We start from the raw sequence: 26,945 nt of genomic DNA, 5'->3' as shown, positions 1-26,945 counted from the left end.
TATGATAATAATAATCAATATCACAAAAACTAACCTTGATGTACATCAATATTAGTATGTTTCAGTTGAAGATGATTTAAAGCACTATTTTCTACTGGGAGTTTGGTATCCTAAGATAAGGATCATAAACAAATGAGGTGAGTTTTTGGACTGCCATTGCCATACCAAAGTAGGCTGTGTACGAAATGTCCCAATTTTTAAAGGACTAACGGATGAGGAAATGAGGCTTGTCCAGCTGGCGGTAAGAAATCAATCTTATCAAAAAGGCGAATATATTTTCCGGGAGGGAGAACAATCCGACACACTTTATATTGTTCATACCGGAATGGTTAAACTTATGAAGCACTCAGATGAAGGGAAAGAGCAAATTATTCGCTTTTTGTTTGAGGGTGATTTTTTTGGTCAGTACGCTTTATTAGAAAACAAACAACATTATGCCCATGCTGCTGTTCTAGAGGACAGTACAGTTTGTCTCATTCGCAGGGACGATTTTAGGGAAATATTAGAGCGTAATCCTAATATAGCCATGAAATATATGTTGGTCTTAAGTGAGCGGCTACAATTAGCGGATGAATGGATAGGTGCAATTAGCTTATTAGAAGTCGAGAAGCGCTTGGCCAAAGCCCTTTTATCATTTTATGAGATAGCCAATAAAGTGGAGTTTGAATTGCCTGTTTCCAAGAAAGATCTTGCCTCGTTTATTGGTACCACTCCCGAGACCTTAAGCAGGAAGTTAGTTCACTTTCAATCCCTTCAGCTATTGGAACTAAACGGAAGAAAAGGAATCCATCTTTTATCGATAGATGAATTAATAGAAATAGCTAAATATTAATATGGAAATAGCCGAACCTTGAAGGTCGGCTATTCCATTTTTAAGGTTAATAATCGGAAATGATCAGGTCCTAACTCATTGATTACACAATCTAACCCCAATTGTTCAATCGCGGAAATGAGTGGTTGACCTGGGTGTGGTAGGTGTATTTCGAAAATTGTTCCTTTTACTGCTTGATGAATACAATCAATGATTTCTTTCCGAGGGTGCATGCCTCGTTTCACCATTTCACGAACATCGATGATCATGCGGACCCCTTCTTGTTTAGCTTGAAACATTAGTTATCAACTCCTTGGTTTATGTTTTATTTTAAACTTGTCCTAAATATACAATCTGTTTCTCTAAGAAACATTGATATATATCAAGTGACACATTTTGTGATCTATTGGAAAAAACATACATAAAACTTTTCCTTATAGAAAACAATATGTTGTACACATAAAAGGAGGGGTTTGAATGCGTAAATATTTATGGAGTATGATCGTTTGTTTACTCTTATCTTCGACCATGTTTACGGTTGCCTACGGTGAGAATAATCCGGGAAAGCCAGCTAAACCGGCAGTTCAATTAACGGAGCAACAGAAAACGGAATTAGCCAATCTCCATAAGGATATTCTTGAAAAAAAGAAAGAGATGATCCTGAAGTATGTTGAATTTGGTGTCATTCCAGAGGAAAAAGGGCAAATGATTATTTCCCACTTTGAAAAGCATTATGAAATGCTTGAACAGAACGGTTTTATTTTTAGAATGCCACCTAATCACCATAAAGCCCAAATGCCAAATAAGCCATAAACAAGAGCTCAGTCCCGGACTGAGCTCTTTCGTTTAGAGATTATTTTATTTTTTTTAGCGGCTTTTCGGTTGGGCCATCGACTACATCTCCGTTTATGGAATACCTTGATCCATGGCATGGGCAATCCCATGTCCGATCGCCGTTATTCCATTCAACTTCACAGCCCATATGGGTACAGGTGGAATCAACAATATGCAAACAGCCATCAGGATCTCTGTAAGCTCCCGCCCGTTCGCCATTTACGGTAACGATAGCGCCCTCATCATTTTCCAGATCTTCAGCCTGCCTGGTGATCATTTCAAATTTCCCTTTGATTAAATGCTTTGCCACATCTAAATTGGTCGATACTAATTTTTTAAGATCAGGGTTGGTATGGAACCTTTGTGGGCTGTAGAGCTTTTCAAAGTCGCTCCCTTTTCCTAAGATGAGATCGGAAAGGACCATTGAAGCGGCTGTTCCGTTCGTCATGCCCCATTTCCTATAGCCAGTTGCAACATATACATTTGGGCGGTTACCCGTGATCGCACCGATATAAGGTACTTTGTCGGTGGTTATTAAATCCTGTGCAGACCAACGATAAGGAATCTCTTTTATGCCAAATGTTTCTTCAGCAAATGCCTCAAGTGCTTCGTAATGTTTTATCGTCGCAATCCCCTGTCCAGTTTTATGATGGTCGCCGCTAAAGAGGACAAGCTTATCTCCGTTCATGGTTGTATAGCGGATTGAGCGTGTGGGCTGCTCGGCATTGATGTACATTCCACCTGTAAAATCTGTCTTTGTTTTAACTGCCAGGACATAAGAACGTTCTACATGCATTCTTGCAAAATAGAAACCAGCTTTATCCTCAAACGGAAAATGAGAGGCTATAATCATATAATTACAAGAAATTTTATATCCATTTTTGGTAACGACCTTTGGTTTTGGCCCGGTTTCAATATCAATTGCGGTTGTTTTTTCAAAAATAAGCCCACCTTGTTTGGTAATCTCATTGACGAGATGAAGCAAATATTTAAGTGGATGAAATTGAGCCTGATTTTTCATGACAATCGCACTAGTTACTTCAAATGGAAGTGTAGTTGAGGAAACATATTCCCTCTCAATTCCTAATTTTTCATAGACTTTAAATTCATTTTGGAGCTGTTGCATGTAGTCTGTTGACCTGGTATAAATATAGGCGTCCTCTTCGGTAAGATCACAATCAATGTTTTGTTCCTTCACCATGTTTTTAATAAAATTCATTGCGGTACTGGCGGCTTCATAATACAGTCTGGCCGTTTCTTCACCTAGGCTCGTGGTGAGCTCATCGTAAATAAGCCCATGCTGAGCGGTGATTTTTGCGGTGGTATGTCCGGTTGTGCCATTTAGGATCGTACCCGTATCAACCAAGGCTACTTTTAATCCTTGTTTTGTTAATAAATAAGCGCTCGTTAGTCCAGTAATCCCCGCTCCCACGATCGCCACATCAACAGAAATGTCGTCACCTAAAGCTGAGAACTTGGGGAGTGTAACGGAGTCTAGCCAATAGGGCTCAGGATATCGAGGCAACCGATTTGAACCAAAGCTTTCAATCATAGGAAAGATCCTCCTCAAAGAAAATGATATGCTACAGATAATTTTTCCTATTTTTGGAGTTTCATGTGTTAGAATGAAAACCATTTATTATTTGCCTAAAAAAAATTTTTTTCGCTATACTGAACTATATAGAAAAAGGAGCTGAGGTCATGGCGCAAGGTAAGACAAATGCAATGAGAATTCTTGATGCTCAAAAGGTAAACTATCAAATTCACCATTATGATAATAAGGATGGGAAAATTGATGGGATTGCGGTTGCTGGAAAAATAAATAAGGATCCAGTGATGGTATATAAAACATTAGTAGCCCAAGCGACTAGTAAAAATATATATGTGTTTGTTATTCCTGTTGGGGCGGAGCTCGACTTAAAAAAGGCTGCCAAAGCGGCGGCTGAGAAAAAGCTGGATTTATTACCAGTAAAAGAAATCCAAGCCCAAACTGGTTATATTCGTGGGGGCTGCTCACCTGTTGGGATGAAAAAGCACTACCCAACCTTTATTGACAGCCAATCGACACGGTTAGAAACGATCATTGTAAGCGGAGGGAAAATTGGAGTCCAGGTTGAGCTAGCGGTTGAAAATTTACAGACTATAGCTGATGCAACCATCATCGAGTTGGTAAAGGATTGACTTTTTAAAAGGAGTGAACCGAAAATGAAAAGTTATATTGAGTTAATAAAAGATTTACTAGAAGAGCGTCGCAATATAGACCAAGCAGGTCCGATGGAAAAGTATATGAAAAATAAATTTCCTTTCTTAGGGATTAAGAAGCCTGAACGGCAACCCATTTTGAAAAACTTTTATCACCAGTCCGGGATTTTGAAGGAGGCTTTTCAAGAAGAATTTATTTATGAGCTTTGGGATCAACCTGAACGGGAATATCAATATGTTGCATTAGAATACATAACAAAAATGATGAAACAGCTGAATAAAAATCATATAAGTTTAATGTCCGATTTAATTACCACTAAATCATGGTGGGACACGGTTGATACGCTGGCGGCGCATCCTGTTGGGCATATTGCTGCCAAATCACCGGAACTTATTCCGAGCTTCATCTCGGGATGGTCAGAGCATGAAAACATGTGGTTACGTCGGACTGCTATTCTCTTTCAGCTAAAATATAAGGAAGCAACCAATGAGGAGATCCTTTACCGATTTATATTGGCCAATGCCGATAGTAAGGAATTTTTCATTCAAAAGGCGATTGGTTGGGCGCTACGAGAGTACTCCAAGACCAACCAAGAGTCGGTCAGGAAATTTATTTCCACAAGTACGCTTATGCCACTGAGCGTTCGCGAGGGCTCAAAATATATCTAAACAGTCTTTTGTTAATAACCATGTTACAATGGATTTATATGGAAATCATGAGGAAGCAGCATGAAGAAGGAGTATACATATGATTAAACTCATCGCAAGTGATATGGATGGAACACTTTTAACAGGAAACAAAGGAGTCTCAACAGCCAATAAAGAGGCGATCAGGCTTGCTCAAGCAAAAGGAATAGAATTTGTGATTGCAACAGGACGTTCCTATCAAGAAGCCCTGCTTGTCTTAAAGGAAGCTGAAATAGATTGTTCAGTGATCTGTGTAAATGGAGCAGAGGTACGGGCAAAGGATGGGACCATTGTATCTTCACACCCCTTAGCAAAAGAACTTGCCAATTTTGTAGCCCAAACTCTTGTAAAGCACGGCGTATATTTTGAAATGTACACGAACAAAGGAACGTACACGACGGATCAGGAAAAGGCTGTTTCGGTCATGGTCGATATTTTCACTAGTGCCAATCATCATTATTCAAGGGATGAAGTTGAAAAAGTAGCCAAGCAAAGGATCAAGTCTGGATACGTTAAAGTAGTCGACCAGTACGATAAAATTTTTGTGGATAAAAGTTATCATGTTTATAAATTGCTGGCATTCTCGGGTGATGTTGATCAGCTGTTGACTGTTCGTCAAGCATTAGCTGAGTTTAATGCGTTTGCTGTGAGTTCTTCAGGACATGGAAATTTAGAAATTACCTCTAAAGACGCACAAAAGGGTGTCGCATTGGAGGAATTTGCTAAGATTAAAAATATACCACTTTTAGAAACAATGGCGATTGGCGATAACGATAATGATTTGTCCATGTTAACCCGCGTTGGTCACTCCGTTGCAATGGGAAATGCTGCTGACCATATTAAGGAAAAATGCCGGTATGTTACAGCAACCAATGCTGATGACGGCGTCGGGAAGGCAATTATGAGGGCATTGCAGGATTCAGTTTAGGATAGGTAAATTGATGAAGTTTATGGGCGGTTTTTTATGTTTGTGGAGGGTCACAAAGAATGAGAATTCGCCCCCTATTTGGATCATCTTCTCAAAATAACAAAAAGCACCCTCACACAGGCTACTACCGAAATCAATTATAAAATTTCAATCTTTAACGAATTTACTTGGTAGACGAGCAAATCTTCATATTTTTCACGAATGCTGTTAACCTCATTTGATACTTCTGCGCTAGTAGCTGTGTGCCCCTTCTCTATTGCCAGCATGTCCAATGAACGTAAACGAATCAGCATCGTTTCGCCATTAACCGTGGCAACACCTACCCCTTTTTTACTTCTATTTCTAGCGTTTTCTCAACGGTGTACCCGCCCTTTTTAAATTTGAAAGTGACCGTGTATTGACCAGGCATTGTCAACTGAGCTTTTCCTTGGTAGCGCCCATCCTTTCCCTCGGTGAGCCGAACATTGATGGTTCCATGGTTCATCGTTACCATTTCAATTTCCGCAGTAGCATTTATACCAGTAACCGGTTTTTTATCCTCGGTCACTCGAATTTCAAATGGAGCTTCTTTCCCTTGGATAAATTGAAGTGGCTTGGTAAATTCAACCTTCCAATTCTCCCCTGTCCCGCACCCAGCGAGAAGCAGTACAACAGCAAGTAAACCTAAAAAGATGGCCTTTTTCATGATGATCATTTCCTCCTAACCATTAACCAGTAAAAATTGTTCAACGGTGTATTTTTGTAGCTTTTGATTTTCTAAGAAAGTAACAAGAGTACAAACCTGCTTAATTTCACCACAAGCCCACGGCTCGCCTATAAATTGGCAAATGTCTTTAATCTCAATCATTCGGCCCCCTCCTTTCGGTGAAAAAAGAAAGCTAGTAAGAATGATATTATCACCCAAACCAATAAATTGCCGCTCATAAACGATTACGAAGCTTTGACATATGTCCTAACGAGTATACCCCTAGTCCCGACTCAAAAAACATTCTGACGGCAGGAATTGGATTTAAAAAATAGGCAAGGGAAAAAAGCTTTACATTTTCATAGGATACGTTTAGCAGATAAGATAGTAAAGCAAAATCGTGTAGGAAGAAGGAACAGAGGCCTGAAATAGCATGCTGATAGAAACAATGATCACGACACTACAGGCGGGTCAAAAACCATTGGCTATTAAGTTTTCCTTCCCCACCTTGAAAATTGTTACAAATTCATCTTATCTTGGCTGAACGCCTATTTTAGTGAAGAACCTCACAAAATATCTCTTTTTTTGTGAAGCTTATGTGAAGCGCAAGGGGGGAAGGGTGAAGCCGTTCGCTGCTTGGAGTTATTTATGTGAAATAAATCACTTTATTGTCTAGCTAAAATGGATAAAATAGTTACATAGTAGTAGAGGGAAGGAATGATGTAATGAACAACGAAATCATGGTTGATTCACATTTAAATGTGGTTGACGTACCGGCAGTTGAAGAGTTTTTAGGGAAAATTGATGTTTTTAAAGATCTCCCAAAAAAGTCCGTTGCATTATTAGACAAACGCATCATGAAGAAGACTTATAAAAAGGGAATTCAAATCATTTCAGAGTATGAAGAAGCGAAGGGTGTCTTTTTCGTCCACTCAGGAATTGTGAAACTAACTAAGCAGGATGAACAAGGAAACGAAGTCATTGTTTGCATTAAGAAAAAGGGTGAAATCTTTGCCGAAGCCTGCCTGTTCAATAAATCGGAACAGCTTTACCCCGCCACCGCAAAGATGGTACAAGAGGGTGTGGTCTATTTCCTTAATACAGATGATCTAGAAAGTGAATTAATGAGTTCACCGGAAATGGCTGTTCAAATCATTCGTTATATGAGTGAGCAGTTAAGAGACATGACCTCGATTTTAAGGGATATTGCGCTCCTTGATGTTTATACAAAAACCCTTAAAACCTTGGAGCGACTAGCTGCTAAATTTGGTGCAAACCATTGTAATCGCGTGTATATCGAAATCCCTCTTACGGTTCAGGAGTTTGCATCATTGGTGGGAACAACGCGGGAAAGCGTCAGCAGAGTTTTTTCAAAGTTAAAAAAAGAGGGAGTAATCGATATTCAGGGAAAGAAAATAATCATCCTTGATTGGTGTCGGTTCTGCTCTCCTGCTCATCAAAAAATTTCACGTTGAGGTGCACGGATGGTAGATTTTTTTGGAAATGCGATAATTCATCGACCGCTTGAAGAAGTTTTTTCTTTTGCGGCAAATCTTGAGAATATGCCGCTTTATATGTCAAACGTGTTGGGAATGGAAAAGATTACAGAAGGACCTATTCGGGTTGGGAGTATCTTTATCGAAACCCGTAATATCCGTGGGAAAGAGGGCAAAACGGAGTGGGAGATTATTGAGTTTCGGCAAAATAAATCCTATGTAATCTCTGGGGTTTCTAATGGATTGACTATTCTTTATCGTTACACTTTCGAGGAAATCGTCGAGGGAACCCAGGCTCAATTTTTTGCCGAGATGAAAACGCAAGGTTGGTTTATGAAACTAACCAAGCCTTTTCTCGTAAAAATGATCAAACAAGAAGATGGCGATAATCTTCGCCATTTAAAAGAAGTGCTTGAATCAGAAAAACAACAAACATAAAGAGCCTGTCAACTAATGACGGGCTCTTTGACATGGGAAAGGTCCCCGAAAATCTAACGTTTTTATCAGAATTTATAATTCCAAAACCGTTCATAAAGCATTCTTGCAATCATTTCTGGATCATTTTCACTAAGTTTATCTGCCATATCTGCGACCATTAATTGTGTTTGCGAAATATGGGCTTTGATGGCATTCAACTTGATCTCCGCCACAGCACTGACATCATTAACGATATCGGGTTCCCCAATTTCTTGTTCACAGTTTTTAGAAAAGGCTACACAATGAAGAGTTGGCCGGTTTTCTGCAGGAATCTTTGCTACTGCACGAACAACAGCTGCCCCTGTAGCATCGTGGTCTGGATGAACAGAGTATCCAGGGTAAAATGAAATGATCAAGGAAGGTTTTACTTCTGATATCAGTGACGATACCATATTAATCAGCATTTCTTCATCCTCAAATTCAATTGTTTTATCCCGTAATCCCATCATTCTCAAATCGTTGATACCTAGGACCTTTGCTGCATTTTGAAGTTCTGCCGTTCTGATTTTAGGCAGTGATTCACGGGTAGCAAACGGAGGATTGCCCATATTGCGTCCCATCTCTCCTAAGGTTAAGCACGCGTATGTCACAGGAGTCCCATTTTGTACATGGGTTGCAATCGTTCCGGAGACTCCAAATGCTTCATCGTCTGGGTGTGGGAATACCACTAATAGTTGCCGCTCTTTTTCCATCTGGAAAACTCCTTTCTTATTCTTATCGTTTAGCTCAAGCGCCTAATGGCGACAAGTTTTTCGTTTTTCGTTATTCAAATGGTGTTGCGCTAATCTCGAGGGCTACGGCCAGTTTCCCTTGATTATCATGCCCAGCAAGTAATAGCCGCCCCTTGTCATCTATTTCAAAATGAGTAAGTCCTTCAGCATATACCCAACCAATCCCTAATTTTAATCCAACTCGATAAGGACCAGTTCCAATAATTTTCCCTCTTTCATATTGAATCAAGGCGTTTCGAATATAAGCACCCGCCGAAAGAATGGCTTCATTATGGTGAGAAGCATAGGCTCCGTTAGTTGTTTCCAGGTGAAGATAAACATTCTGATTTTGGTAACGATCAATTTCTTCTTGAACCTTTTCTGGAATTATTTGCTCCATTGCAGTCTCTCCTTTCTAGTTCAGTTCCAAGTGGTAGACACTGTTTGTATACTTTTACAATGACGTAGTTTAATTTTACTAAAAACAACATCAATTTGCGAAAAATACGAACAAAATAATCTTTTCACACCAAACTCCTATCAGCAAAAAAATAAAAAGTCAAAAAAATGTCGAAATTTTGTCTGGAACGTGAGAAAAGTTACTGTGTTTAAGTGAAGGACAGATTAAGATAAATAAAGCAAGTAACTATCATTAATTTGGTTAAATCCATAGTTACCTAATTTATTATGCTAATTCACTAAATTGACCCAAAAAAGACAATGATTTGATAATATTTTGACACAATGTAAACGCTGTCACTTTGAGTTTGTGGTGTAAATTATAAATAGGTGGTTATTCTCTATTTCCTTAGTGTAAATAGGATAATACTTCCTATTGTGATAAAAGTCTCAAGGTGTATTATTTCGGGTCTCTAAAATGTAAAAGGGAAGACAATTCTTCAAATCCCGGAAGGTTACAAAAGCCAGAAAGGGGTGTAGTGATGAACAGAAAAGGGTGTCCAGAAGAATACCCTATTTCATTAATTGTGAATGGATTTGAAATTGCTGTTTTTCAATTGACGAGTTTTGACCTGGTCGATTGGACTTACGGTTATTTATATTCTGAGGGATTAATAGAGAAGGTAGAAGACGTTTTAAATGTAGTAGTGAATGAAGAGATGGGTACCATCAATGCAACTCTTCATGAAGCATTTGATAGCGATAAGTTTTTTTCTAAAAAGAAGCACTATACAGCAGGCTGTGGACGAGGGGTAACCTTTTTTTCGATGACGGATGTTAAGAGTTTTGACAGGGTTAACTCATTACAAAGCTATCAATTAAGCTATCTATTAAAGAAGCAGAGTCAATTCGCTCAAAATTCACCTTTATATATTGAAGCAGGTGGGATGCACGGGGCCTGCATCGTCCAAGAAGATGGTAGCATCGTTGTTCGTGAGGACATTGGACGCCACAATGCTGTGGACAAAATCATTGGCCACAGTCTAAGAAATCGGTTAGATCCGCAGCAATTAATATTATTAACTACAGGGAGAGTTTCATATGAAATGCTCTCTAAAGCTGCGAAATTTGGTTTTGCTGTTATTGGCTCGCGAACAGCAGCAACGAAACAAGCTGTTCAGTTAGCTAAATATTTAAATATAGAGATTATTGGTTATTTAAGAGGAAAGATGGCGATTCCCTATACATCATTCGGAAGAGTGATCAATGATTTAGTGGAAAGTAAAGTGGGGGGTTCTTCCTATTAATTAGGATTGAATAAATGTTTTGTACAAGAAGTAGAGGGGGCTAGAACAATGGAATTTACAAGAAGACAATTTCTGAAATTGTCCGGTGCAACAGCAGCAACATTGGCTGTAGTGGAGCTTGGCTTTGATGATATGAAAGCTAAAGCTAAAGCAAAAGATTTTAAGATTGCTGCTTTAAAACCAACACCAACCATTTGTCCATACTGTGGAGTGGGTTGCGGAATTCTCGTCTATGCTAATGCTGAAGGCAATGATGTAGTTTACACCGAAGGAGATCCTGATAATCCAATCAACGAAGGAACCTTATGTAGTAAAGGAACGACAGTACGTCAGGTATATACTTCAGACCGTCGTATGAAAACACCGATGTATCGCGCACCAGGTTCCGATAAGTGGCAAGAAGTTGAATGGGATTGGGCCCTAACTAAGATCGCACAAAAAGTAAAAGATACACGTGATCGCACATTCGTATCACAGGAAAATGGAATTACTGTCAATAAAACAGAAGCAATCGCCAGTTTAGGTGGAGCTGCCCTGGATAATGAGGAAACTTACCTATTAAGTAAGTTAATGCGTGCCGGGTTAGGTTTAACTTATTTAGAACATCAGGCTCGAATATGACACAGCTCAACGGTTGCCGGTCTGGCACCTACAGTTGGTCGTGGAGCAATGACAAATCACTGGATTGATCTAAAAAATACTGATTGTGCTTTAATCATGGGAGCAAATCCTGCAGAAAACCATCCAATCAGTTTCAGATGGCTAACACAAGCCAAAGAAAAAGGCGCAAAAATAATTTCTGTTGACCCTCGTTTTACACGTACTTCTAGCCAATCAGATATTTATGCAAAGCTTCGTTCTGGCTCAGATATTGCCTTTTTGGGCGGAATGATTAATTACATTCTCGAAAACAAGCTATACCATGAAGAATACGTTGTTAATTACACGAATGCGGGTCTGATTGTTGAAGATACGTATTCATTTGATGATGGTATTTTTAGTGGATATGATGAAACAAAGCGAAACTATGATAAAACAAAATGGAAGTTCAAAATGGACGCTGAAGGCAAGTATGTAAGAGACAATACTCTTCAAGATCCACATAGTGTCTTCCAATTATTAAAGAAACACTATTCAAGATATGATATCGATACAGTTGTTTCTGTAACAGGAACACCAAAAGAAGATTATCTAAAGGTCGTAAAAGCATTTGCTGAGACTGGAAAGCCGGGTAAATCAGGAACGATTCTATATGCAATGGGTACAACTCAGCATACAGTTGGATCACAAAACGTTCGTTCTTATGGAATCGTACAACTTCTCCTTGGAAACCTTGGTTTACAAGGCGGCGGTATTAATGCGATGCGTGGCGAATCAAACGTACAAGGTTCTACAGACTTTGGATTACTTTATCATAATGTTAATGGGTATATGGAAACACCAACATCAACACCTGAAGAGGCAAGCTATAAAGGCTTTTTAGGTAAAGTGACACCAAAAGCGGGCTACTGGGTAAATAAACCAAAATTCTATACTAGCATGCTTAAAGCTTATTATGGTGATAACGCCACTGCGGCCAATGAATTTGGTTACCAGTTCATGCCAAAGCTAACACCAGGTAAGGATTACTCTCATATGAGAATCTTTGATGCGATGTCTAAGGGTGAAATTGAAGGCTTATTCATGTTTGGGACAAACCCAGTTGTTGGTGGACCGAACTCCAATAAAGAACAAGGTGCACTTTCAAAATTAAAATGGATTGTTGCCATTGACCTTTGGGAAACTGAGACATCTGCTTTCTGGCAAAGCAAAGGAGCAGGTTCAACTCCATCGGAGATTGATACGGAAGTATTCTTCCTACCAGCTTGTTCTTCGTTTGAAAAAGAGGGATCGATTTCAAACAGTGGTCGATGGATGCAATATCGTTGGCAGGCCATCAAGCCGAAACATGAATCAAGAGCAGACCTTGAAATTATTCACGAATTAGCTCTTAAAATAAAAGAACTTTATAAAAATGAAGCAGGTCCAGCGGCAGCTCAAATCAATGCAATGTCATGGAATTACGGCGAAGGGGAAAATGTTAATATTGACCTTGTAGCTAGAGAAATCAATGGTTATGAAACTGCAACTAAGAAACTTTTACCAGGATTTGCAAAGCTAATGGATGACGGTTCAACTGTAAGTGGAAACTGGATCTATTCAGGCTTCTACCCAGAAGAAGGTAAAAACTTATCACAACGTCGTGATAATAAAGACACTGGCATGGGGAACTATTTGAATTGGTCGTTTGCTTGGCCTGCAAACCGTCGTGTTCTAGGTAATCGTGCAGCAGCAACACCTGCTGGTCAGCCGTGGTCAAAAGAAAAAGAAAGTATCCATTGGGACGCCCTGCAAAACCTGTGGGTTGGATATGATGTTCCAGATTTTCCGAAGGATCGTGCTCCAGAAGCACCAGGCGGTAAAGATGCATACTTCATGCTTCCAACTGGATTAGGTGGATTGTTTGCGGTTATGAATGATGGTCCGTTCCCTGAACATTATGAACCATACGAAAGCCCAGTTTCGAACGCATTTTCAAGTGTCCAATTAAACCCAGCAACAAAATTTGGTGCTGAAGAGTTTATGGCCCAAGGCGATGCATCTAAATATCCGATCGTTGCCACAACATACCGTGTTGCTGAACACTGGCAATCTGGGGCAATGACTCGAAACCAACCATGGTTAGCAGAGGTTGCAGCCCATATGTTCGTTGAGATCAGCGAAGAATTGGCAAAAGAAAGAGGCATTAAAAATAAAGATATGATCGTTATTTCTACTGCTCGCGGTGAAATTGAAGCCTATGCAATGGTCACAAAGCGTTTTAATCCATTTAAAATTAAAGGGAAAACGGTTCACCAAGTAGGTATGCCATGGAACTTCGGCTACAAAGGAATTGCAACTGGTGGAATTGCAAACCGCTTAACTCCGCATATCGGGGATGCAAATACCAACATCCCAGAGTACAAAGCATTCCTTTGCGATGTTAGGAGGAAAAAATAATGGCTAAACAAGAGTACGTAAAATTAGTCGATGTTACCAAATGTGATGGTTGCCGTGCTTGTATGGTTGCATGTAAAAACTGGAATGACCTTCCGGCAGAACCAGAAGCGTTCCAAGGTAGTAATCAATCACATGCAAAGGTGACTGCCCATACTTGGAATGTGTTGCAATTTATTGAGCATGATAATTCAAAAGGCAATTTAGAATACCTATTCCGTCACTCAGCTTGCTTCCACTGTACAGATGCAGCTTGTGAAAAAGTTTGCCCTGAAAATGCGATTAGTTATACTGAATTTGGTACTGTAGTGGTTGACAACGATAAGTGTGTTGGTTGCGGATATTGCACACATAACTGTCCATTTGAGGTCATTTCACTTGCTACTTACACAGATAACAATGGCAAAGAATACAGAAAAGCTTCAAAATGTACAATGTGTACGGACCGCATTGAAGAAGGCTTACAGCCAGCATGTGTAACAACTTGTCATCCAGGCGCCATGTCATTTGGTAATAAGGATGAAATACTTAAGAAAGCTGAGACGCGCTTAAGTGAAGTAAAAAGCAGATTCCCGAACGCCAATATTTACAATCCAGCTGGAGTAAAGGGTACGCACACTATTTATGTATTAGCTGAAAAGCCATCTGTATATGGTCTTCCTGAGAATCCAAAGGTGCCGACATCTGCCGTTCTTTGGAAGGATTATGCTCAACCAATTGGTAAAATGATGATTGGTGCAACAACCATGGGTGTTATCGGTATGTTTGTATCGAGTCGATTATTTAATAAGGACAAGGGTAATGTTGAAGATGGAGGTGGTAGCCATGAGTAATCATCCAAAAGGACCTCAGGTTAAAGTTAGACGTTTCTCAAAGGCATTTGTTTGGGCACATGCTATCAATTTCTTTTCATTCTTAGCCTTGTATATCACAGCATTACCAATGTACACCGAGGCTTTTGACTGGCTCTATCCAGTTCTTGGTGGTCCAGCAAATGCCCGATTATTACACAGAATATTTGCCGTAACGTTTATGACTCCAACGATTATCTGGTTTATTTGGGATCGTAAAGGCTTATTCAAATGGTTCAAAGAAATTGTTACTTGGAAAAAGCGCGATCTTCAATTTTTCCAGGAGACAGGGAAAGAGCTCTTTGGTTTTAAATTCAAGCATATCCCACAAACGTTCTTTAATGCGGGAGAAAAAATTAACTCTTGGATTCAGATTGTTACAGCAATCATGATTATCTGTTCAGGATTGACAATTTGGTTCCCAGAATATTTCCCAGCTTGGGCAACTCAGTGGGGATATTTCTTCCATAACGTTGGCTTTGGCTTAGCTGCTGCAGTGGTTGTAGGACATATCTATTTAGCGGCCGTCCACAAGCATTCTGCTCCAGGTTTTAAAGGCGTTGTTACAGGAAGAGTTCCGGCATGGTGGGCAAAAAGCCACTACACGGAATGGTATGATGAAGAAGTTAAAAAAGGCAACTTCCCTGATCTAGAAAAAAAAGAAAAGCACCATAAAGAAGCCTAAGCTGTAAAAGCAGAAGGCTATAAATCATATTGGGAATGGCTGTCTATTTAGGCGGCCATTCCCTTTAAAAATGAAAGAGGTGTGCAATCGATGAAATCATCAGTTGTTTCAAAAGAATATGTAAGTCTCCAAAAATCTATTTTCAACCTTCAAGAACAATGGAAAAACTCGATCAGCCCTGATTCTGTCCAACCCAAAATAGATCAAGGACTCATCAAAACAGGCGTACCGATTGCAGTAAAAACAGAGTTTGATTTTGATATTACACTATTGTTACAGTGGATAGACGAATTGAAAAATGTTTTAATAAAAAGTAACCCTAGTTTAGAAGGCCAATTTACGATATTAAAAGACTTGTTAGATGAAAACATTGCTACGCGCTGGCTTGATGAAGCGTTTTCGATTAACAACCTGTACTTTACTGAATTTGCAGCCGAACACCAATTGCAAGAATGGTTGCCACAATTTTTAGCCGAAACAGTTCTCCGTCCCTACTTGCAGGCTGTAGCTGAAAAAGTCCAACCGCAAATTAAAAACGCCGTTCCTGGCTGTGGCTGTCCCGTATGCGGAGAACCAGTTCGCCTAGGACAAATAGAAGGCCAAGGTCAAAAGGTTCTTCATTGCCCACGTTGTCTCGCCTTTTGGTTAGATAAGAAGATTTCCTGCTCACATTGTGGAAATACCGATCATGAAACCATTCAATTTTTAACGATTGAAGGAGACGCTTCCTCACAAATCCATGTTTGTGAAAAGTGCAAAGGTTATACTAAAGTTATCGATACAAGACAGCATATTACCAAGCCCTCCACACCAATGCTTGACCTGAATTCCATCCATCTTGATTATATTGCGCAAGAAAAGGGCTATAAGGTTTCAGGTGAAGTGGATGAGAAAACGAATTAACCATTCCTAATCCGAGTTAGGAAACTCATGAAGTTAAAGAAGGTGCTGTTCATGAAAGCCGGAGGCATTATTTTATCAGGTGGGAAGTCCAGCAGAATGGGGACGAATAAAGCCTTCCTTAAAATTAATCAAAAACCGAATATTGAAAGAGTCAAAAATGAGTTAGAGAAACTCGTTGATGATATTATTTTAGTATCGAATGATCCTGAGGAATATCAATTTTTAAATATAAAAACAGTGACAGACGACTTTCCTGGAAAAGGTCCGCTTGCTGGAATTCATGCAGGCCTAAAAGCTTCTTCGAGTCAGGCTAATTTAGTGGTGGCATGCGATATGCCGTTTGTTTCGGCTAAATTGGGAAGCATTCTACTTAATCAAGCATCAGACTATGATGCAGTAATCCCAGTCATTAATGGGAGACAACAAATGCTTTTTGCAGTCTATCAAAAAGGAATTTTAGAAGAAATAGAGAAATGTATTGAAGGGAATAATTTATCAATTAAACATGTCCTTGATTCATTTAACGTCTGTTATCTTACAGAAGAAGAACTTCATGACTACAGTTCAGGCAGTTTGAATCGGATTTTTTTTAATATGAATTCTCCTGAAGAATATGAACATGCAAAAAAGTGGGCCGAAACGGAAGAATAGCCTCTTTTCATCGTCAGAGAAAGGGTGTAGAGGTACAATGGAATTTTTCAAAGTGAAAACAGTCGAGGAAACATTTGCTTTAATTGATGAGAGGATTTCAAAAGTTACCCAGTCTGAAATCCGTCCCATTGAAGAAGCACTTCATTATGTGCTAGCAGAACATGTGCTGGCAAATGAAAATGTACCTAGCTTTGACCGCTCAACTGTTGACGGTTATGCCGTTAATGCAAAAGACACCTACGGATCATCTGAAACCATGCCAGGTTTTTTAAACATGGTGGGAGAAGTGAAAATGGGTGAACTGGCAGCCAAACCGGTTGGACGGGGTGAAGCAATCTATGTTCCAACGGGTGGAATGATTCCACCTGGTAGTGATGGTGTGATCATGATCGAGCATTGCGAGGATGTAGATGGACTCCTGAATACCTACAAACAGATTGCCCCAGGGGAAAATATTATTCGCGCCGGTGAGGACATAAAGTACGGTGAACAACTACTTCATGCTGGGACTAAGCTCCGACCGCAAGAACTGGGAGCACTCGCTGCGCTTGGAGTCACCGAGGTGAAAGTTTACAGCCGTCTTAAAGTGGGCTACCTTTCCTCAGGCGATGAAATCGTCCCTTATCAAACACAAAAACTTGAAATAGGTCAAATTCGCGATATCAATTATTTAACCGTTGCCGGACTCTCTAAAACGTGGAACATGGACGTGATTTACGGTGGAATCGTTAAGGATGACTATCAAGCATTCGCAAATAAAGCAAGGGAATTGTTCGATTCTGTTGACTGCTTAATTTTATCCGGAGGAAGTTCAGTTGGCGTTAAGGATTACACAACTGATGTCATCCAATCACTGGGCGACCCAGGGGTGTTTGTTCATGGGATTTCGATTAAACCAGGAAAACCGACGATTTTGTCCGTAGCTGGTGGCAAGCCAGTCATTGGGTTGCCAGGTCATCCTGCTTCAGCTATGATTATCTTCCAATTATTTGGTGGGCGGATTTTCCAAAAGCTTTCAGGGGAAGAAATCGACCAAAAGCCAAATCGAATTTATGCAAAAATAACCAAAAATATAGCCTCAGCTCCAGGCCGTTCTGATTATATTCGCGTTAGACTCTTTGAAAAAGATAATGAATGGTGGGCCGAACCGATTATCGGAAAGTCGGGTTTGATCACAACACTTGTCAAAAGTGACGGAATTGTCGAGATTGTTTCTGAAAAAGAAGGAATTTCTCAAGGAGAATATGTTCCTGTATTACCATCAAGATAGGGGGAGCCGAAAGTGGAAGGAAAAAGATATAACCGAAAAATCTATTTAGAAGATAAACCTCGATTACAAGCAAAGGAAGAGCTACTAACAGCATTCGAGTTGCCTATCGAGACAGAATGGATCAAGACCACCGGCTCCCTAGGAAGGGTTACAGCTGAACCGGTTTTTGCTAAAGTTTCAATGCCCTATTACCATGCCTCAGCCATGGATGGTATTGCTGTAAATGCTGAAGATACATACGAAGCTCACGAGAAAAATCCGCTTCACCTCCAAAAAGACGAGCAATTCGTTTATGTCGACACTGGGAACGCAATTCCTCCGCAATTTAATGCAGTTATAATGATTGAATATGTTCATGTGGTTGACGAAAATACAATTGAGATTATTGAACCTGCAACGCCGTGGCAACATATTCGGCCGATTGGCGAGGATATAACTCAAGAAGAAATGCTGTTTCCACAAGGCCATATGTTACGTCCTGCCGATTTAGGGGTGTTATTAGCTGGGCAAATCACGGAAGTTTCGGTAACGAAAAAACCAGTCGTCACCATTATTCCAACTGGAAATGAACTCGTTTCAGCGGAGTCTACTTTAGCATCAGGTAGAATTATAGAATTTAACGGGACGGTCTTTTCTGGGTTTATCCAAGATTGGGGTGGTAAGCCGATTCTCCATGAGATTGTCCGAGACCAACCAGAGAAAATTAAGGAAGCCTTGTTAAATGCGGTGGAAACTTCGGATATTGTTGTGATTAATGCCGGTTCATCAGCAGGTTCAAAGGATTATACTGTACATATTCTCGAAGAACTCGGGACCGTTTTCACCCATGGTGTAGCCACAAGACCAGGGAAACCTGTCATTTTAGGGAAAATAAAGAACAAGATTGTTGTTGGAGTTCCCGGATATCCTGTATCCGCCTATTTTGCCCTTGAGTGGTTCGTTAAACCGCTGATCTGTAAATATCTGCAAATACCAGAACCAAAACGACAAACAATTGAAGTTAAACTAGGCCGCCGCATTGTGTCCACAATGGGGGCAGAGGATTTTGTAAGAATGAATATCGGCTATGTGAATGGACAATTTGTTGCCAATCCGCTGACGAGAAATGCGGGGGTAACGATGTCTTATGTTAAGGCGGACGCAATTTTGGTGGTACCTCCTGATCAGCTTGGATACGAACAGGGGGACATGGTTGAAGTTGAATTGTTCCTTCCTCTAGAGGAGATTAAAAATGCAATCGTATTTTCCGGAAGCCATGATTTGACCATCGATTTGCTGTCATCAAACCTTAAAAAACAGCGTACGGACATGAAAATTGTTTCTTCCCATGTAGGAAGCATGGCAGGCCTGATGGCCATAAAAAAAGGGGAAGCTCATGTAGCGGGCATTCATTTGCTTGACCCAGAAACAAAAGAATATAATATTTCTTATATAAACAAGTTATTAGCTGGCCAAGGAGTGGTTCTCTATCCATTTTTAAAAAGAACACAAGGCTGGATGCTGCCAAAGGGAAATCCTGATGGAATCTCTAATGTGCAAGATCTAGCTGATAAACAAGTTCATTATATCAATCGTCAAAAAGGAGCAGGAACAAGAATTTTGTTTGACCTCCAATTAGACGAAGCAGGGGTTTCTCCAGATGATATTATTGGCTATAATCGTGAAATGTTTTCTCATTTGGCTGTTGCCGCTGAGGTAAAGGGTAGTGAGCAATCGGCAGGTCTTGGGATTTTCCCTGCTGCCAAAGTGATGGGGTTGGACTTCATCCCTGTGGCGGATGAGTCGTACGATTTATTGATGACGAGAGCTTTTTTTGAAAGTGAACAGGGAAAATGGCTAATTTCAGTCATTCAATCAAGTAACTTTAAAGAAGAGGTAGAGAAAATTGGCGGTTATGCGGTTGTGGAGCAACCAGATCCAATCTTTTTTTAACCTTGAAAGAATAATTGATGAGGTGAGCATCCGTGAACTTTGAAATTTCAAAAGAGAAGATTGATATCCAATCGATCATTGATAAAGTAGTCCAGCGTGACGCCGGTGCGATTACGACTTTTATCGGCACCGTTCGGGAGTTAACCAAAGATAAAAAGACACTTTATCTTATTTACGAAGCCTACGAATCAATGGCGGTGAAAAAGCTAGAGCAAATCGGTGCTGAAATAAGCGAACGCTGGAATGGAGCTCAAGTGGCGATTACTCATCGTGTCGGCAGATTAGAAATTACTGATGTTGCAGTTGTGATTGCTGTCTCGACACCACACCGTGCGGATTCCTATGAAGCCAACCGTTATGCGATTGAGCGGATAAAAGAAATCGTCCCAATTTGGAAAAAGGAACACTGGGAAGACGGCGAAAAGTGGATCGGTAACCAACTCGAGACTGTAGCTTATCCGATGGGACAACCGCAAGAGGGGGATTTACATGAATAAAGTTATGTTTTTTGCTCATTTACGCGATGCGGTTGGTGCGGAGTTTTTAATGCTCCCGTTATCAGGAAAAACCGTAGCAGAGGTAAAAAATATGTTGGTTGAAAAGTACCCCGTCTTGAAGTTGGATACGGTAATGACGGCGATTAACGAAGAATTTGCTACAAATGACGAAGTAATGAATGATGGCGATGTGATTGCTTTTATTCCTCCAGTTAGCGGAGGTTGATTTAATATGTCTGAACGTTATTCACGCCAAACGTTATTTTCAGCCATTGGTTCAGGTGGTCAGGAAAAAATCAAACATAAACATGTGTTGATTATCGGAGCAGGGGCGCTTGGTTCCGGAAGTGCCGAGATGATGACAAGAGCTGGAATTGGCAAGCTGACCATTGTTGACCGCGACTATGTCGAAGAGAGCAACCTCCAGCGTCAGCAGTTGTATACGGAAGAAGACGTTCGTGAAAAACTACCAAAAGCCGCAGCAGCAGAAAAACGGTTAGGAGCAATCAATTCGGACGTTCAGATTCGGGCACTGATTGCTGATGCGACTCCAGAGTTATTGGAGGAGCTTGCTGTTGGGGTTGATCTTATCCTTGATGCGACTGATAATTTTGAAACACGAATGGCCATTAATGACATCTCGCAAAAATTCAATATTCCGTGGATTTATGGGGCTTGTGTTGGGAGCTTTGGGATGAGTTTTTCGATTATCCCTGGTGTTACACCTTGTTTAAACTGTTTGTTAAAAACAATTCCGATCCAAGGAATGACCTGTGATACTGGTGGCATTATAGCACCTGCGGTGGGAATGGTGATTGCTCATCAAGGTGCTGAAGCTTTAAAGATTCTCGTCGAGGATTGGGATGCGTTGCAGCCAGGTTTTGTTAGCTTCGATTTATGGCGGAATCAATATACGACGATGAAGATGACTAAGGCGAAGGATCCAAGCTGTTTATCATGCGGAGATCATCCATCCTATCCGTATCTTGATAGCGAGAACATGACAAAATCAACGGTTCTGTGCGGCAGAGATACGGTGCAGATTCGCCCGCCTAAACAAGAATCGATTGATTTAACTATTTTATCAGAGCAGTTGCTGGGTTTGGGTTATCACGTTAAGGCCAATCCTTATTTGCTATCGGTCGATTTCGAAGGGCAGCGAATGGTGATTTTTCGAGACGGCCGAGCTTTGATTCACGGCACAAAGGATTTAAAACAAGCCAAATCACTATATCAACGTTTGTTGGGATAATGAAAAAACTCGTATCGATGATGATGCGAGTTTTTTTGTTAGGCTGTTTTCGTAATCTTTGTTGCTTTTTATTAAAAAAGAAAGTGGTTGATTTCCGCTCCAGGATGCTCGCTTTCCGCGGGGCGGGCGGTGAGCCTACTCGGCGCTTAGCGCCTGTGGGGTCTCACCTGTCCCGCTGCTCCCGTAGGAGTCTCGCACCTTCCGCTCCAATCAACTTTCTTTAAAGAGGTTTCCTTTCCATAAAACCTTTTAAAAAAACAATAATCTTTTAGAAAAGAGCCTTTTGTTATGTTTCACTGGCTTCTTTTTGACAAAGTGCCCTCCCTCTTAAGCTAGATATTGGGTAAAAAATTGTAAATACGTTAAAATGGAAACAGCGATTTTTAAACGATTAATTTCGACGTGTTTCACGTGAAACGATTTAATTTATCCGTGTAGAAAAAGAGGTGGAATGGATGAGTATTTCATTGCAGAGACTCCTGATAAAAATGGAGGAAGAGATTAGGCAGGCAAAAGCCTCCTCATCTGAGCCAAAAATCAGGGAAAAAATTCAAGCCGTCAAGACATTATGTGAGCTTGTTTTAGACGAGCCGCAAACAAAACAGCCTCAACAAGAAATGGGTATACCTATAATGGCGCAGCCATTAACGGTGAGCCAACCACAAAGACTGCAAGTGGATGATGAAGCAAACGGGGAATCATTGTTTGATTTTTAGGGGAAAGAGACCGGAAATTCCGGCTTTGATAAAAAAATATAAAAATTCCTGAATGAATTTAATAGGTGTCTAAATCTAGGTGAATTAGCTGTTCAGGAGGATGGGAGAAAAACGGTGAAATTATTTATTATTATCGGGGCAATCAATGCTTTTTTGGCGGTAGGATTAGGGGCGTTTGGCGCACATGGATTAAAAGCAAGACTTGATCCGTACTATTTAGATATTTGGAAAACAGGCGTTCAATATCAAATGTATCATGCGCTTGGTTTATTGGTGATTGGAGTCTTAGCTGGAAAACTTCCAGCAAATTCGCTAATTACAAAATCCGGTTGGCTAATGCTAGCGGGAATTGTACTATTCTCGGGAAGCTTGTACGTGTTAAGTTTGACGCAAATTAAAATTTTAGGCGCCATCACTCCTTTCGGGGGAGTCGCCTTCTTAGCAGCATGGATCTTAATAATTGTGGCTGCAGTTAAGCATTTGTAATGAAAAAAGGACTCCGCTGGTTTGATACCAATGGAGTCCTTTTTTGCCAAATAATAAAACTTTGAAATTAGATGAGTGTCTAGCTCCAGGCGCCCAGCGACTAGTGGACTTCACCCATCTCCGCAACGATTGCGTCAACATCGAATCGCTCTCGCTCTTCGTGTTTCCTTTATCTCAGTCGATGTGCTCCAGTCCATAAGTCGCTAACCGGGCGCCTTGCGCTTTTCTTAATTATCGGGGTGGCTGTGATGATAGGGATGGTCCTGCTCCAAACGGGTATTCATATTCAATTTCCTCATCGAAGGTAACGTAATCCACATAAACCATTGGAATTAAATAACGCATTCCTGTCTGTGGATCAGAGAGAATTAAATGGTCCCTTCCAGCGGCTTCAATTAAACCTCTAAATATTTTGGCATTCCATTCTTTATTATTTTCGAATGTCGAATATACGGTAACAAGTTTCCCTTTGTTTAGCCTTAAAATATTTTCAATGTATGACTCCTCAATGGGGAGCATGCCGGGGACTTTTGCGGCGGGACTTTGTTGCCCGGGTGGAAACCCTTGCCCAGGTTGCAGTCCACCTGGTGATGGCTGAAAGCCCCCTGGAGGCATTCCTCCACTAGCTGCTGGTGGGAAAGCTCCCTGTGCACCAAAGCTTGGTGGTTGACCACTGAAGCTAGGAACTTGACCTCCTCCTGATCCTCCATATGTCTGGTAGCCTTGCGGATATACTCGGTAATCCAAATAAGGATTTGAATTTGAATAACTCAAAAAGCTTCCCTCCCAAAACCATTTTAATGAATCAAACCCACTAATTTAAAGATATGAGGGAAATGGAAAAATATGATTAAACGGTGTTTGAACAAAATTCGATACGAAAAATTAGACTAGAGCATAGGCATAAAAAAACTCTCCGCATGGTATGCAGAGAGCTTTTTCAACTAATTTACGTGTAAAAATTTACTTACAGAATCATCAGAAAGTAAATTTCCGACAAAGAAAGCACCAAATTCACCGTAGCGAGCACTTACTTCATCAAAGCGCATTTCGTATACAAGTTTTTTAAATTGAAGCACATCGTCAGCGAATAATGTAACGCCCCATTCGTAATCGTCAAATCCAACTGAACCCGTAATAATCTGTTTAACCTTACCTGCATATTTTCTGCCGATCATGCCATGACTCCGCATCATACCGCGGCGTTCTTCCATCGGAAGCATGTACCAGTTGTCATTTCCTTGGCGGCGCTTATCCATTGGATAGAAGCAAACATATTTTGATTTTGGTAAAATCGGATAAAGACGTGCCAACACAGCCGGGTTTTGATAAGGATCTTCATCGGCAGGAAGATAATTACTGAGTTCGACAACTGAAACATAAGAATGAGCAGGAACTGTGTATTCCGCTAATTTTGTTTTATTGAATTCAGTTTCGATTTCATTTAACTCTTCCATTGATGGGCGTAAAATCATCATCATAAAGTCTGCTTTTTGTCCAACAACCGTATAAAGGGCATGGCTACCTTCTTTACGAGATTGAGTGGTATTCCATTTTTCAACTAAGTTTAAAAACTCGTGAATGGCTGTTTGACGCTCGTCACTGGATAACATTTTCCAAGTTACCCAATCGATTGAACGGAAGTCATGTAGACAGTACCATCCATCAAGAGTTTGTGCTGCTTCACTCATATAATAATCACTCCTAAACCATTGTCAATTTACACCAATACTATATCACAGTTTGATCATGACACATACGAATAAACTCTAGCCGTGTTACAATCAGTCATTGTTTGTAAATTAAATGGATATTTTGGGGAAAATAGCAGATAGTAAAAATGGTCTTGCTAAATAACATTTTTCTTATTATTAGAAAATTTATGAATTAAACAACTTTTAGTGTGAAAGCGCTACCGATTCAATGGTTTCTTGAATTTTTAACTTGGTAGAGTATTCTAGAGAAGACAGTATTTAAGGAGGATTATGATGGCTGATTTATTTACAGGTATTAAAGAAAAATTGACTGGTAAGGAAGTTAAGATTGTTTTTCCAGAAGGGTTAGATGAGCGAATTTTAAAAGCTGCCGGAAGATTGGCACAAGAGAAAGTTTTAACACCGATCCTGATTGGAGATATTGAACAGATTCAAGCAAAAGCAGCTGAACTTAATGTTTCATTAGACGCAGCTGAAATATATGATCCAAAGAATTATGCAATGATTGACGAGCTAGTCCAATCTTTTGTTGAGCGCCGCAAAGGTAAAGCAACTGAAGAGGATGCTCGCAAAATTCTTCTTGATGAAAATTACTTCGGAACTATGCTTGTACATACAAATAAGGCAGATGGACTCGTAAGCGGTGCCATTCATTCAACTGCTGACACGGTTCGCCCAGCACTACAAATCATTAAAACAAAACATGGCGTTAGCAAAACGTCCGGTGTATTTATCATGGTTCGTGACGAAGAGAAATACGTATTTGCTGATTGTGCCATTAACATCGCTCCAGATAGCAATGACTTAGCTGAAATTGCCGTTGAAAGTGCAAAAACAGCCAATATGTTTAATATTGAACCACGAGTAGCGATGCTTAGCTTTTCTACAAAGGGCTCAGCGAAATCTCCCGAAACGGAAAAGGTGTCTGCAGCTGTTGAAGAGGCTAAAAAACGTGATCCACAACTTATCGTTGATGGAGAATTCCAATTTGATGCAGCGTTTGTTCCATCTGTTGCGAAGTCTAAGGCACCTGGCTCTCCGCTTCAAGGCGATGCCAATGTGTTTGTTTTCCCAAGTTTAGAAGCAGGTAATATTGGCTATAAAATTGCCCAACGATTAGGTAATTTTGAAGCAGTTGGCCCAATTTTACAAGGCTTAAATCGTCCTGTTAACGACCTATCACGCGGTTGTAATGAAGAAGATGTTTATAAATTAGCGTTGATTACTGCAGGTCAATCGTTGAATCAGTAATTTTTTCGAATGGTGAGAGTCAGTTCAATTTATTTGGGCTGGCTCTTTGTTTGTTTTTGTTAAAAATAAATATTTATTAGAAAGTCGCTGTTTCTATTTGGGAATTCATGGATATTGGCCGATAAAATTGCAAAAGCGGCCGACAAATCGGGAAAAGCGGCCGACAAACTCCACATAGCGCTCACCACCATCAAATAGCCGCTCCCACCACCTCATTATGCTATAATAACTTCAAGATTTTTAAAAAAGGAGCCTATTTCATGCAGGAAGCCCAGCTGTTATTGAGCCAAAATACATGGCGGATTATCGACCAAACCGGACTAGGTGCTCATTTCGATGCATTGCAGTCATTTGGAATGGATGACACTCTTTGTGCATCCGTCGGGTCAGGGAAATCTCCTGCCACCGCAAGAGCATGGGTCCACCACAAAACGGTCGTCCTCGGCATTCAGGATACAAAGCTCCCCCACTTGGAAGCCGGTTTACATTATCTTCACGACCAAGGCTATAAATATATCGTGAGAAATTCCGGTGGATTAGCTGTTGTCCTAGATGAAGGGGTTTTAAACCTGACGCTTGTTCTCACGGAAACTGAAAAAGGAATTAATATCAATCGTGGCTATGACGCAATGTGGTTGTTGATCAAGCGGATGTTCGCAGATTTTCAGCAGCAAATCGAGGCGCGGGAAATAAGTGAATCCTACTGCCCTGGAAGCTATGATTTAAGTATAAACGGCAAAAAGTTCGCTGGTATTTCACAACGGCGCTTACGGAAAGGTGTGGCGGTCCAAATCTATCTCTGCGTGACTGCTAGTGGAGCAAATCGTGCCGAGCTAATTAAAGGTTTTTACGACCGTGCAAAAAAAGGCGAACCGACCAAGCTATTTTTTCCAGAAGTAAACCCTGATGTGATGGCTTCCCTTTCGGAATTACTGGGTGAGGAATTGTCAATCACGGATGTGATGATGAGGTTTCTTACTACTTTAAAAGAAACAAGCAACCAAATTTATTCTGGGCAATTAACAGACGAGGAAATTACGCTATTTTCCGAGTATTACGAGCGGGTCGTTGAACGTAATCAAAAAATGCTCTTTGAAAATCTATAAAGTGTTCAGACCCAATAAAAAAGCCGATTCTTGTCACGGAATCGGCTTTTATTTAAGA

The 26,945-nt window shown here is 40.4% G+C and carries 31 protein-coding genes; 22 read left to right on the top strand and 9 right to left on the bottom strand.

The features are described 5' to 3' along the window. Window positions 1–145 precede the first annotated feature (145 nt). Window positions 146–832, top strand: a complete 687-nt coding sequence (locus B1NLA3E_RS22710) for a Crp/Fnr family transcriptional regulator (RefSeq protein ID WP_041580807.1) — start codon at window positions 146–148, stop codon at window positions 830–832. Between the two features lie 29 nt (window positions 833–861). Here B1NLA3E_RS22710 and B1NLA3E_RS22705 read toward each other — a convergent pair whose 3' ends face one another. Beyond that, window positions 862–1,110, bottom strand: coding sequence for a hypothetical protein (locus B1NLA3E_RS22705; RefSeq protein ID WP_015596157.1), 249 nt, complete (start codon window positions 1,108–1,110; stop codon window positions 862–864). Window positions 1,111–1,288: 178 nt separating this feature from the next. On the opposite strand from B1NLA3E_RS22705, the gene B1NLA3E_RS22700 reads away from it, so the two are divergent. Then, complete coding sequence (locus tag B1NLA3E_RS22700) at window positions 1,289–1,624, top strand: YckD family protein (RefSeq protein ID WP_015596156.1); 336 nt, start codon at window positions 1,289–1,291, stop codon at window positions 1,622–1,624. A 40-nt stretch (window positions 1,625–1,664) separates the two neighbouring features. Here B1NLA3E_RS22700 and B1NLA3E_RS22695 read toward each other — a convergent pair whose 3' ends face one another. Continuing rightward, the gene (locus tag B1NLA3E_RS22695; RefSeq protein WP_015596155.1) at window positions 1,665–3,197 is read right to left on the bottom strand and encodes an FAD-dependent oxidoreductase; all 1,533 of its coding nucleotides are present in this window, start codon (window positions 3,195–3,197) and stop codon (window positions 1,665–1,667) included. Window positions 3,198–3,346: 149 nt separating this feature from the next. Between B1NLA3E_RS22695 and ybaK the strand changes: the two genes are divergently transcribed. From ybaK to B1NLA3E_RS22680, 3 genes are all read left to right on the top strand, one after another. After that, complete coding sequence (gene ybaK / locus B1NLA3E_RS22690; RefSeq protein WP_015596154.1) at window positions 3,347–3,826, top strand: Cys-tRNA(Pro) deacylase; 480 nt, start codon at window positions 3,347–3,349, stop codon at window positions 3,824–3,826. Window positions 3,827–3,850: 24 nt separating this feature from the next. Beyond that, the gene (locus B1NLA3E_RS22685; protein ID WP_015596153.1) at window positions 3,851–4,516 is read left to right on the top strand and encodes a DNA alkylation repair protein; all 666 of its coding nucleotides are present in this window, start codon (window positions 3,851–3,853) and stop codon (window positions 4,514–4,516) included. A 79-nt stretch (window positions 4,517–4,595) separates the two neighbouring features. Beyond that, window positions 4,596–5,462, top strand: a complete 867-nt coding sequence (locus B1NLA3E_RS22680; protein ID WP_015596152.1) for a Cof-type HAD-IIB family hydrolase — start codon at window positions 4,596–4,598, stop codon at window positions 5,460–5,462. A gap of 137 nt (window positions 5,463–5,599) precedes the next feature. Here B1NLA3E_RS22680 and B1NLA3E_RS25465 read toward each other — a convergent pair whose 3' ends face one another. Genes B1NLA3E_RS25465 through B1NLA3E_RS25460 form a run of 3 tightly spaced genes read right to left on the bottom strand, consistent with a single transcriptional unit; the run spans window position 5,600 to window position 6,309 of the window. Continuing rightward, on the bottom strand, window positions 5,600–5,755 hold the full coding sequence (locus tag B1NLA3E_RS25465) for a hypothetical protein (RefSeq protein ID WP_187292129.1): 156 nt from the start codon (window positions 5,753–5,755) through the stop codon (window positions 5,600–5,602). 26 nt (window positions 5,756–5,781) lie between these two features. Further along, window positions 5,782–6,147 carry a FixH family protein gene (locus B1NLA3E_RS22675; protein WP_041580806.1) on the bottom strand — a complete coding sequence of 122 codons (366 nt, stop codon included), beginning with the start codon at window positions 6,145–6,147 and terminating at the stop codon, window positions 5,782–5,784. Window positions 6,148–6,162: 15 nt separating this feature from the next. Further along, entirely contained in the window at window positions 6,163–6,309 is a 147-nt protein-coding gene (locus B1NLA3E_RS25460) for a hypothetical protein (RefSeq protein ID WP_187292128.1), read from the bottom strand. A 563-nt stretch (window positions 6,310–6,872) separates the two neighbouring features. Between B1NLA3E_RS25460 and B1NLA3E_RS22670 the strand changes: the two genes are divergently transcribed. After that, window positions 6,873–7,622, top strand: a complete 750-nt coding sequence (locus B1NLA3E_RS22670) for a Crp/Fnr family transcriptional regulator (protein ID WP_015596149.1) — start codon at window positions 6,873–6,875, stop codon at window positions 7,620–7,622. Between the two features lie 9 nt (window positions 7,623–7,631). Next, a complete protein-coding gene (locus B1NLA3E_RS22665; RefSeq protein ID WP_015596148.1) occupies window positions 7,632–8,081 on the top strand; it encodes an SRPBCC family protein in 450 nt (149 codons plus the stop codon). Window positions 8,082–8,146: 65 nt separating this feature from the next. On the opposite strand, the gene bshB2 is transcribed toward B1NLA3E_RS22665, so the two are convergent. Continuing rightward, window positions 8,147–8,812 carry a bacillithiol biosynthesis deacetylase BshB2 gene (gene bshB2, locus B1NLA3E_RS22660; RefSeq protein ID WP_015596147.1) on the bottom strand — a complete coding sequence of 222 codons (666 nt, stop codon included), beginning with the start codon at window positions 8,810–8,812 and terminating at the stop codon, window positions 8,147–8,149. A gap of 70 nt (window positions 8,813–8,882) precedes the next feature. Beyond that, on the bottom strand, window positions 8,883–9,230 hold the full coding sequence (locus tag B1NLA3E_RS22655; protein WP_015596146.1) for a YojF family protein: 348 nt from the start codon (window positions 9,228–9,230) through the stop codon (window positions 8,883–8,885). 541 nt (window positions 9,231–9,771) lie between these two features. Here B1NLA3E_RS22655 and fdhD point away from each other — a divergent pair. The 13 genes from fdhD (at window position 9,772) to B1NLA3E_RS22585 (ending at window position 22,815) form a co-directional block, all read left to right on the top strand. After that, complete coding sequence (gene fdhD, locus B1NLA3E_RS22650; RefSeq protein WP_015596145.1) at window positions 9,772–10,536, top strand: formate dehydrogenase accessory sulfurtransferase FdhD; 765 nt, start codon at window positions 9,772–9,774, stop codon at window positions 10,534–10,536. A gap of 48 nt (window positions 10,537–10,584) precedes the next feature. After that, complete coding sequence (gene fdnG, locus B1NLA3E_RS22640) at window positions 10,585–13,575, top strand: formate dehydrogenase-N subunit alpha (RefSeq protein ID WP_083935162.1); 2,991 nt, start codon at window positions 10,585–10,587, stop codon at window positions 13,573–13,575. Then, window positions 13,575–14,405: a 4Fe-4S dicluster domain-containing protein gene (locus B1NLA3E_RS22635; protein ID WP_015596142.1), complete on the top strand. Its 831-nt coding sequence runs from the start codon at window positions 13,575–13,577 to the stop codon at window positions 14,403–14,405. Before fdnG ends, B1NLA3E_RS22635 begins: the two co-directional genes overlap by 1 nt. After that, window positions 14,398–15,108, top strand: coding sequence for a formate dehydrogenase subunit gamma (locus B1NLA3E_RS22630; RefSeq protein ID WP_015596141.1), 711 nt, complete (start codon window positions 14,398–14,400; stop codon window positions 15,106–15,108). Before B1NLA3E_RS22635 ends, B1NLA3E_RS22630 begins: the two co-directional genes overlap by 8 nt. A 90-nt stretch (window positions 15,109–15,198) precedes the next feature. Further along, window positions 15,199–16,011, top strand: coding sequence for a formate dehydrogenase accessory protein FdhE (locus B1NLA3E_RS22625; protein WP_015596140.1), 813 nt, complete (start codon window positions 15,199–15,201; stop codon window positions 16,009–16,011). Between the two features lie 51 nt (window positions 16,012–16,062). Further along, window positions 16,063–16,662 (top strand): molybdenum cofactor guanylyltransferase, encoded by a 600-nt coding sequence (gene mobA / locus B1NLA3E_RS22620; RefSeq protein ID WP_041580804.1) that lies wholly within the window; start codon window positions 16,063–16,065, stop codon window positions 16,660–16,662. 37 nt (window positions 16,663–16,699) lie between these two features. Continuing rightward, on the top strand, window positions 16,700–17,932 hold the full coding sequence (locus B1NLA3E_RS22615) for a molybdopterin molybdotransferase MoeA (RefSeq protein WP_015596138.1): 1,233 nt from the start codon (window positions 16,700–16,702) through the stop codon (window positions 17,930–17,932). A 12-nt stretch (window positions 17,933–17,944) separates the two neighbouring features. Then, a complete protein-coding gene (locus B1NLA3E_RS22610) occupies window positions 17,945–19,864 on the top strand; it encodes a molybdopterin biosynthesis protein (RefSeq protein ID WP_015596137.1) in 1,920 nt (639 codons plus the stop codon). Window positions 19,865–19,896: 32 nt separating this feature from the next. Continuing rightward, window positions 19,897–20,361, top strand: a complete 465-nt coding sequence (locus B1NLA3E_RS22605; RefSeq protein WP_015596136.1) for a molybdenum cofactor biosynthesis protein MoaE — start codon at window positions 19,897–19,899, stop codon at window positions 20,359–20,361. Beyond that, window positions 20,354–20,587: a molybdopterin converting factor subunit 1 gene (moaD, locus tag B1NLA3E_RS22600; protein WP_015596135.1), complete on the top strand. Its 234-nt coding sequence runs from the start codon at window positions 20,354–20,356 to the stop codon at window positions 20,585–20,587. The genes B1NLA3E_RS22605 and moaD overlap by 8 nt, the downstream gene beginning before the upstream one ends. A gap of 6 nt (window positions 20,588–20,593) precedes the next feature. Next, window positions 20,594–21,613, top strand: a complete 1,020-nt coding sequence (locus tag B1NLA3E_RS22595) for a thiazole biosynthesis adenylyltransferase ThiF (RefSeq protein ID WP_015596134.1) — start codon at window positions 20,594–20,596, stop codon at window positions 21,611–21,613. A 455-nt stretch (window positions 21,614–22,068) separates the two neighbouring features. Then, entirely contained in the window at window positions 22,069–22,329 is a 261-nt protein-coding gene (locus tag B1NLA3E_RS22590; RefSeq protein WP_015596133.1) for a YwdI family protein, read from the top strand. A 114-nt stretch (window positions 22,330–22,443) separates the two neighbouring features. Next, complete coding sequence (locus tag B1NLA3E_RS22585; protein ID WP_015596132.1) at window positions 22,444–22,815, top strand: DUF423 domain-containing protein; 372 nt, start codon at window positions 22,444–22,446, stop codon at window positions 22,813–22,815. A 231-nt stretch (window positions 22,816–23,046) separates the two neighbouring features. Here the strand turns inward: B1NLA3E_RS22585 and gerQ are convergent, their stop codons facing one another. Both gerQ and hemQ read right to left on the bottom strand, forming a co-directional pair. Then, window positions 23,047–23,430, bottom strand: a complete 384-nt coding sequence (gerQ, locus tag B1NLA3E_RS22580) for a spore coat protein GerQ (protein ID WP_015596131.1) — start codon at window positions 23,428–23,430, stop codon at window positions 23,047–23,049. A 329-nt stretch (window positions 23,431–23,759) separates the two neighbouring features. Continuing rightward, window positions 23,760–24,506 (bottom strand): hydrogen peroxide-dependent heme synthase, encoded by a 747-nt coding sequence (gene hemQ / locus B1NLA3E_RS22575; protein ID WP_015596130.1) that lies wholly within the window; start codon window positions 24,504–24,506, stop codon window positions 23,760–23,762. A gap of 297 nt (window positions 24,507–24,803) precedes the next feature. Here hemQ and pta point away from each other — a divergent pair, with 297 nt between their 5' ends. Together pta and B1NLA3E_RS22565 are read left to right on the top strand one after the other, a co-directional pair. Continuing rightward, complete coding sequence (gene pta / locus B1NLA3E_RS22570; protein WP_015596129.1) at window positions 24,804–25,781, top strand: phosphate acetyltransferase; 978 nt, start codon at window positions 24,804–24,806, stop codon at window positions 25,779–25,781. Between the two features lie 260 nt (window positions 25,782–26,041). Continuing rightward, window positions 26,042–26,887 (top strand): lipoate--protein ligase family protein, encoded by an 846-nt coding sequence (locus tag B1NLA3E_RS22565; RefSeq protein ID WP_015596128.1) that lies wholly within the window; start codon window positions 26,042–26,044, stop codon window positions 26,885–26,887. Window positions 26,888–26,945: the final 58 nt, after the last annotated feature.

Origin of the sequence: Bacillus sp. 1NLA3E (genome assembly GCF_000242895.2) — a bacterium.
GTDB lineage: Bacteria > Bacillota > Bacilli > Bacillales > Cytobacillaceae > Bacillus_BU.
The sequence above is the reverse complement of the archived record's forward strand: the minus strand, read 5'-3'. Positions and strand labels throughout refer to the sequence as shown.

Excerpts from the sequence above, each read along its gene's own strand:
- B1NLA3E_RS22705 (WP_015596157.1), bottom strand. The coding sequence starts at position 1,110 with ATGTTTCAAGCTAAACAAGAAGGGGTCCGCATGATCATCGATGTTCGT.
- B1NLA3E_RS22700 (WP_015596156.1), top strand. The coding sequence starts at position 1,289 with ATGCGTAAATATTTATGGAGTATGATCGTTTGTTTACTCTTATCTTCG.
- B1NLA3E_RS22695 (WP_015596155.1), bottom strand. The coding sequence starts at position 3,197 with ATGATTGAAAGCTTTGGTTCAAATCGGTTGCCTCGATATCCTGAGCCC.
- ybaK (WP_015596154.1), top strand. The coding sequence starts at position 3,347 with ATGGCGCAAGGTAAGACAAATGCAATGAGAATTCTTGATGCTCAAAAG.
- B1NLA3E_RS22685 (WP_015596153.1), top strand. The coding sequence starts at position 3,851 with ATGAAAAGTTATATTGAGTTAATAAAAGATTTACTAGAAGAGCGTCGC.
- B1NLA3E_RS22680 (WP_015596152.1), top strand. The coding sequence starts at position 4,596 with ATGATTAAACTCATCGCAAGTGATATGGATGGAACACTTTTAACAGGA.
- B1NLA3E_RS25465 (WP_187292129.1), bottom strand. The coding sequence starts at position 5,755 with ATGCTGATTCGTTTACGTTCATTGGACATGCTGGCAATAGAGAAGGGG.
- B1NLA3E_RS22675 (WP_041580806.1), bottom strand. The coding sequence starts at position 6,147 with ATGAAAAAGGCCATCTTTTTAGGTTTACTTGCTGTTGTACTGCTTCTC.
- B1NLA3E_RS25460 (WP_187292128.1), bottom strand. The coding sequence starts at position 6,309 with ATGATTGAGATTAAAGACATTTGCCAATTTATAGGCGAGCCGTGGGCT.
- B1NLA3E_RS22670 (WP_015596149.1), top strand. The coding sequence starts at position 6,873 with ATGAACAACGAAATCATGGTTGATTCACATTTAAATGTGGTTGACGTA.
- B1NLA3E_RS22665 (WP_015596148.1), top strand. The coding sequence starts at position 7,632 with ATGGTAGATTTTTTTGGAAATGCGATAATTCATCGACCGCTTGAAGAA.
- bshB2 (WP_015596147.1), bottom strand. The coding sequence starts at position 8,812 with ATGGAAAAAGAGCGGCAACTATTAGTGGTATTCCCACACCCAGACGAT.
- B1NLA3E_RS22655 (WP_015596146.1), bottom strand. The coding sequence starts at position 9,230 with ATGGAGCAAATAATTCCAGAAAAGGTTCAAGAAGAAATTGATCGTTAC.
- fdhD (WP_015596145.1), top strand. The coding sequence starts at position 9,772 with ATGAACAGAAAAGGGTGTCCAGAAGAATACCCTATTTCATTAATTGTG.
- B1NLA3E_RS22635 (WP_015596142.1), top strand. The coding sequence starts at position 13,575 with ATGGCTAAACAAGAGTACGTAAAATTAGTCGATGTTACCAAATGTGAT.
- B1NLA3E_RS22630 (WP_015596141.1), top strand. The coding sequence starts at position 14,398 with ATGAGTAATCATCCAAAAGGACCTCAGGTTAAAGTTAGACGTTTCTCA.
- B1NLA3E_RS22625 (WP_015596140.1), top strand. The coding sequence starts at position 15,199 with ATGAAATCATCAGTTGTTTCAAAAGAATATGTAAGTCTCCAAAAATCT.
- mobA (WP_041580804.1), top strand. The coding sequence starts at position 16,063 with ATGAAAGCCGGAGGCATTATTTTATCAGGTGGGAAGTCCAGCAGAATG.
- B1NLA3E_RS22615 (WP_015596138.1), top strand. The coding sequence starts at position 16,700 with ATGGAATTTTTCAAAGTGAAAACAGTCGAGGAAACATTTGCTTTAATT.
- moaD (WP_015596135.1), top strand. The coding sequence starts at position 20,354 with ATGAATAAAGTTATGTTTTTTGCTCATTTACGCGATGCGGTTGGTGCG.
- B1NLA3E_RS22595 (WP_015596134.1), top strand. The coding sequence starts at position 20,594 with ATGTCTGAACGTTATTCACGCCAAACGTTATTTTCAGCCATTGGTTCA.
- B1NLA3E_RS22590 (WP_015596133.1), top strand. The coding sequence starts at position 22,069 with ATGAGTATTTCATTGCAGAGACTCCTGATAAAAATGGAGGAAGAGATT.
- gerQ (WP_015596131.1), bottom strand. The coding sequence starts at position 23,430 with ATGCCTCCAGGGGGCTTTCAGCCATCACCAGGTGGACTGCAACCTGGG.
- hemQ (WP_015596130.1), bottom strand. The coding sequence starts at position 24,506 with ATGAGTGAAGCAGCACAAACTCTTGATGGATGGTACTGTCTACATGAC.
- pta (WP_015596129.1), top strand. The coding sequence starts at position 24,804 with ATGGCTGATTTATTTACAGGTATTAAAGAAAAATTGACTGGTAAGGAA.
- B1NLA3E_RS22565 (WP_015596128.1), top strand. The coding sequence starts at position 26,042 with ATGCAGGAAGCCCAGCTGTTATTGAGCCAAAATACATGGCGGATTATC.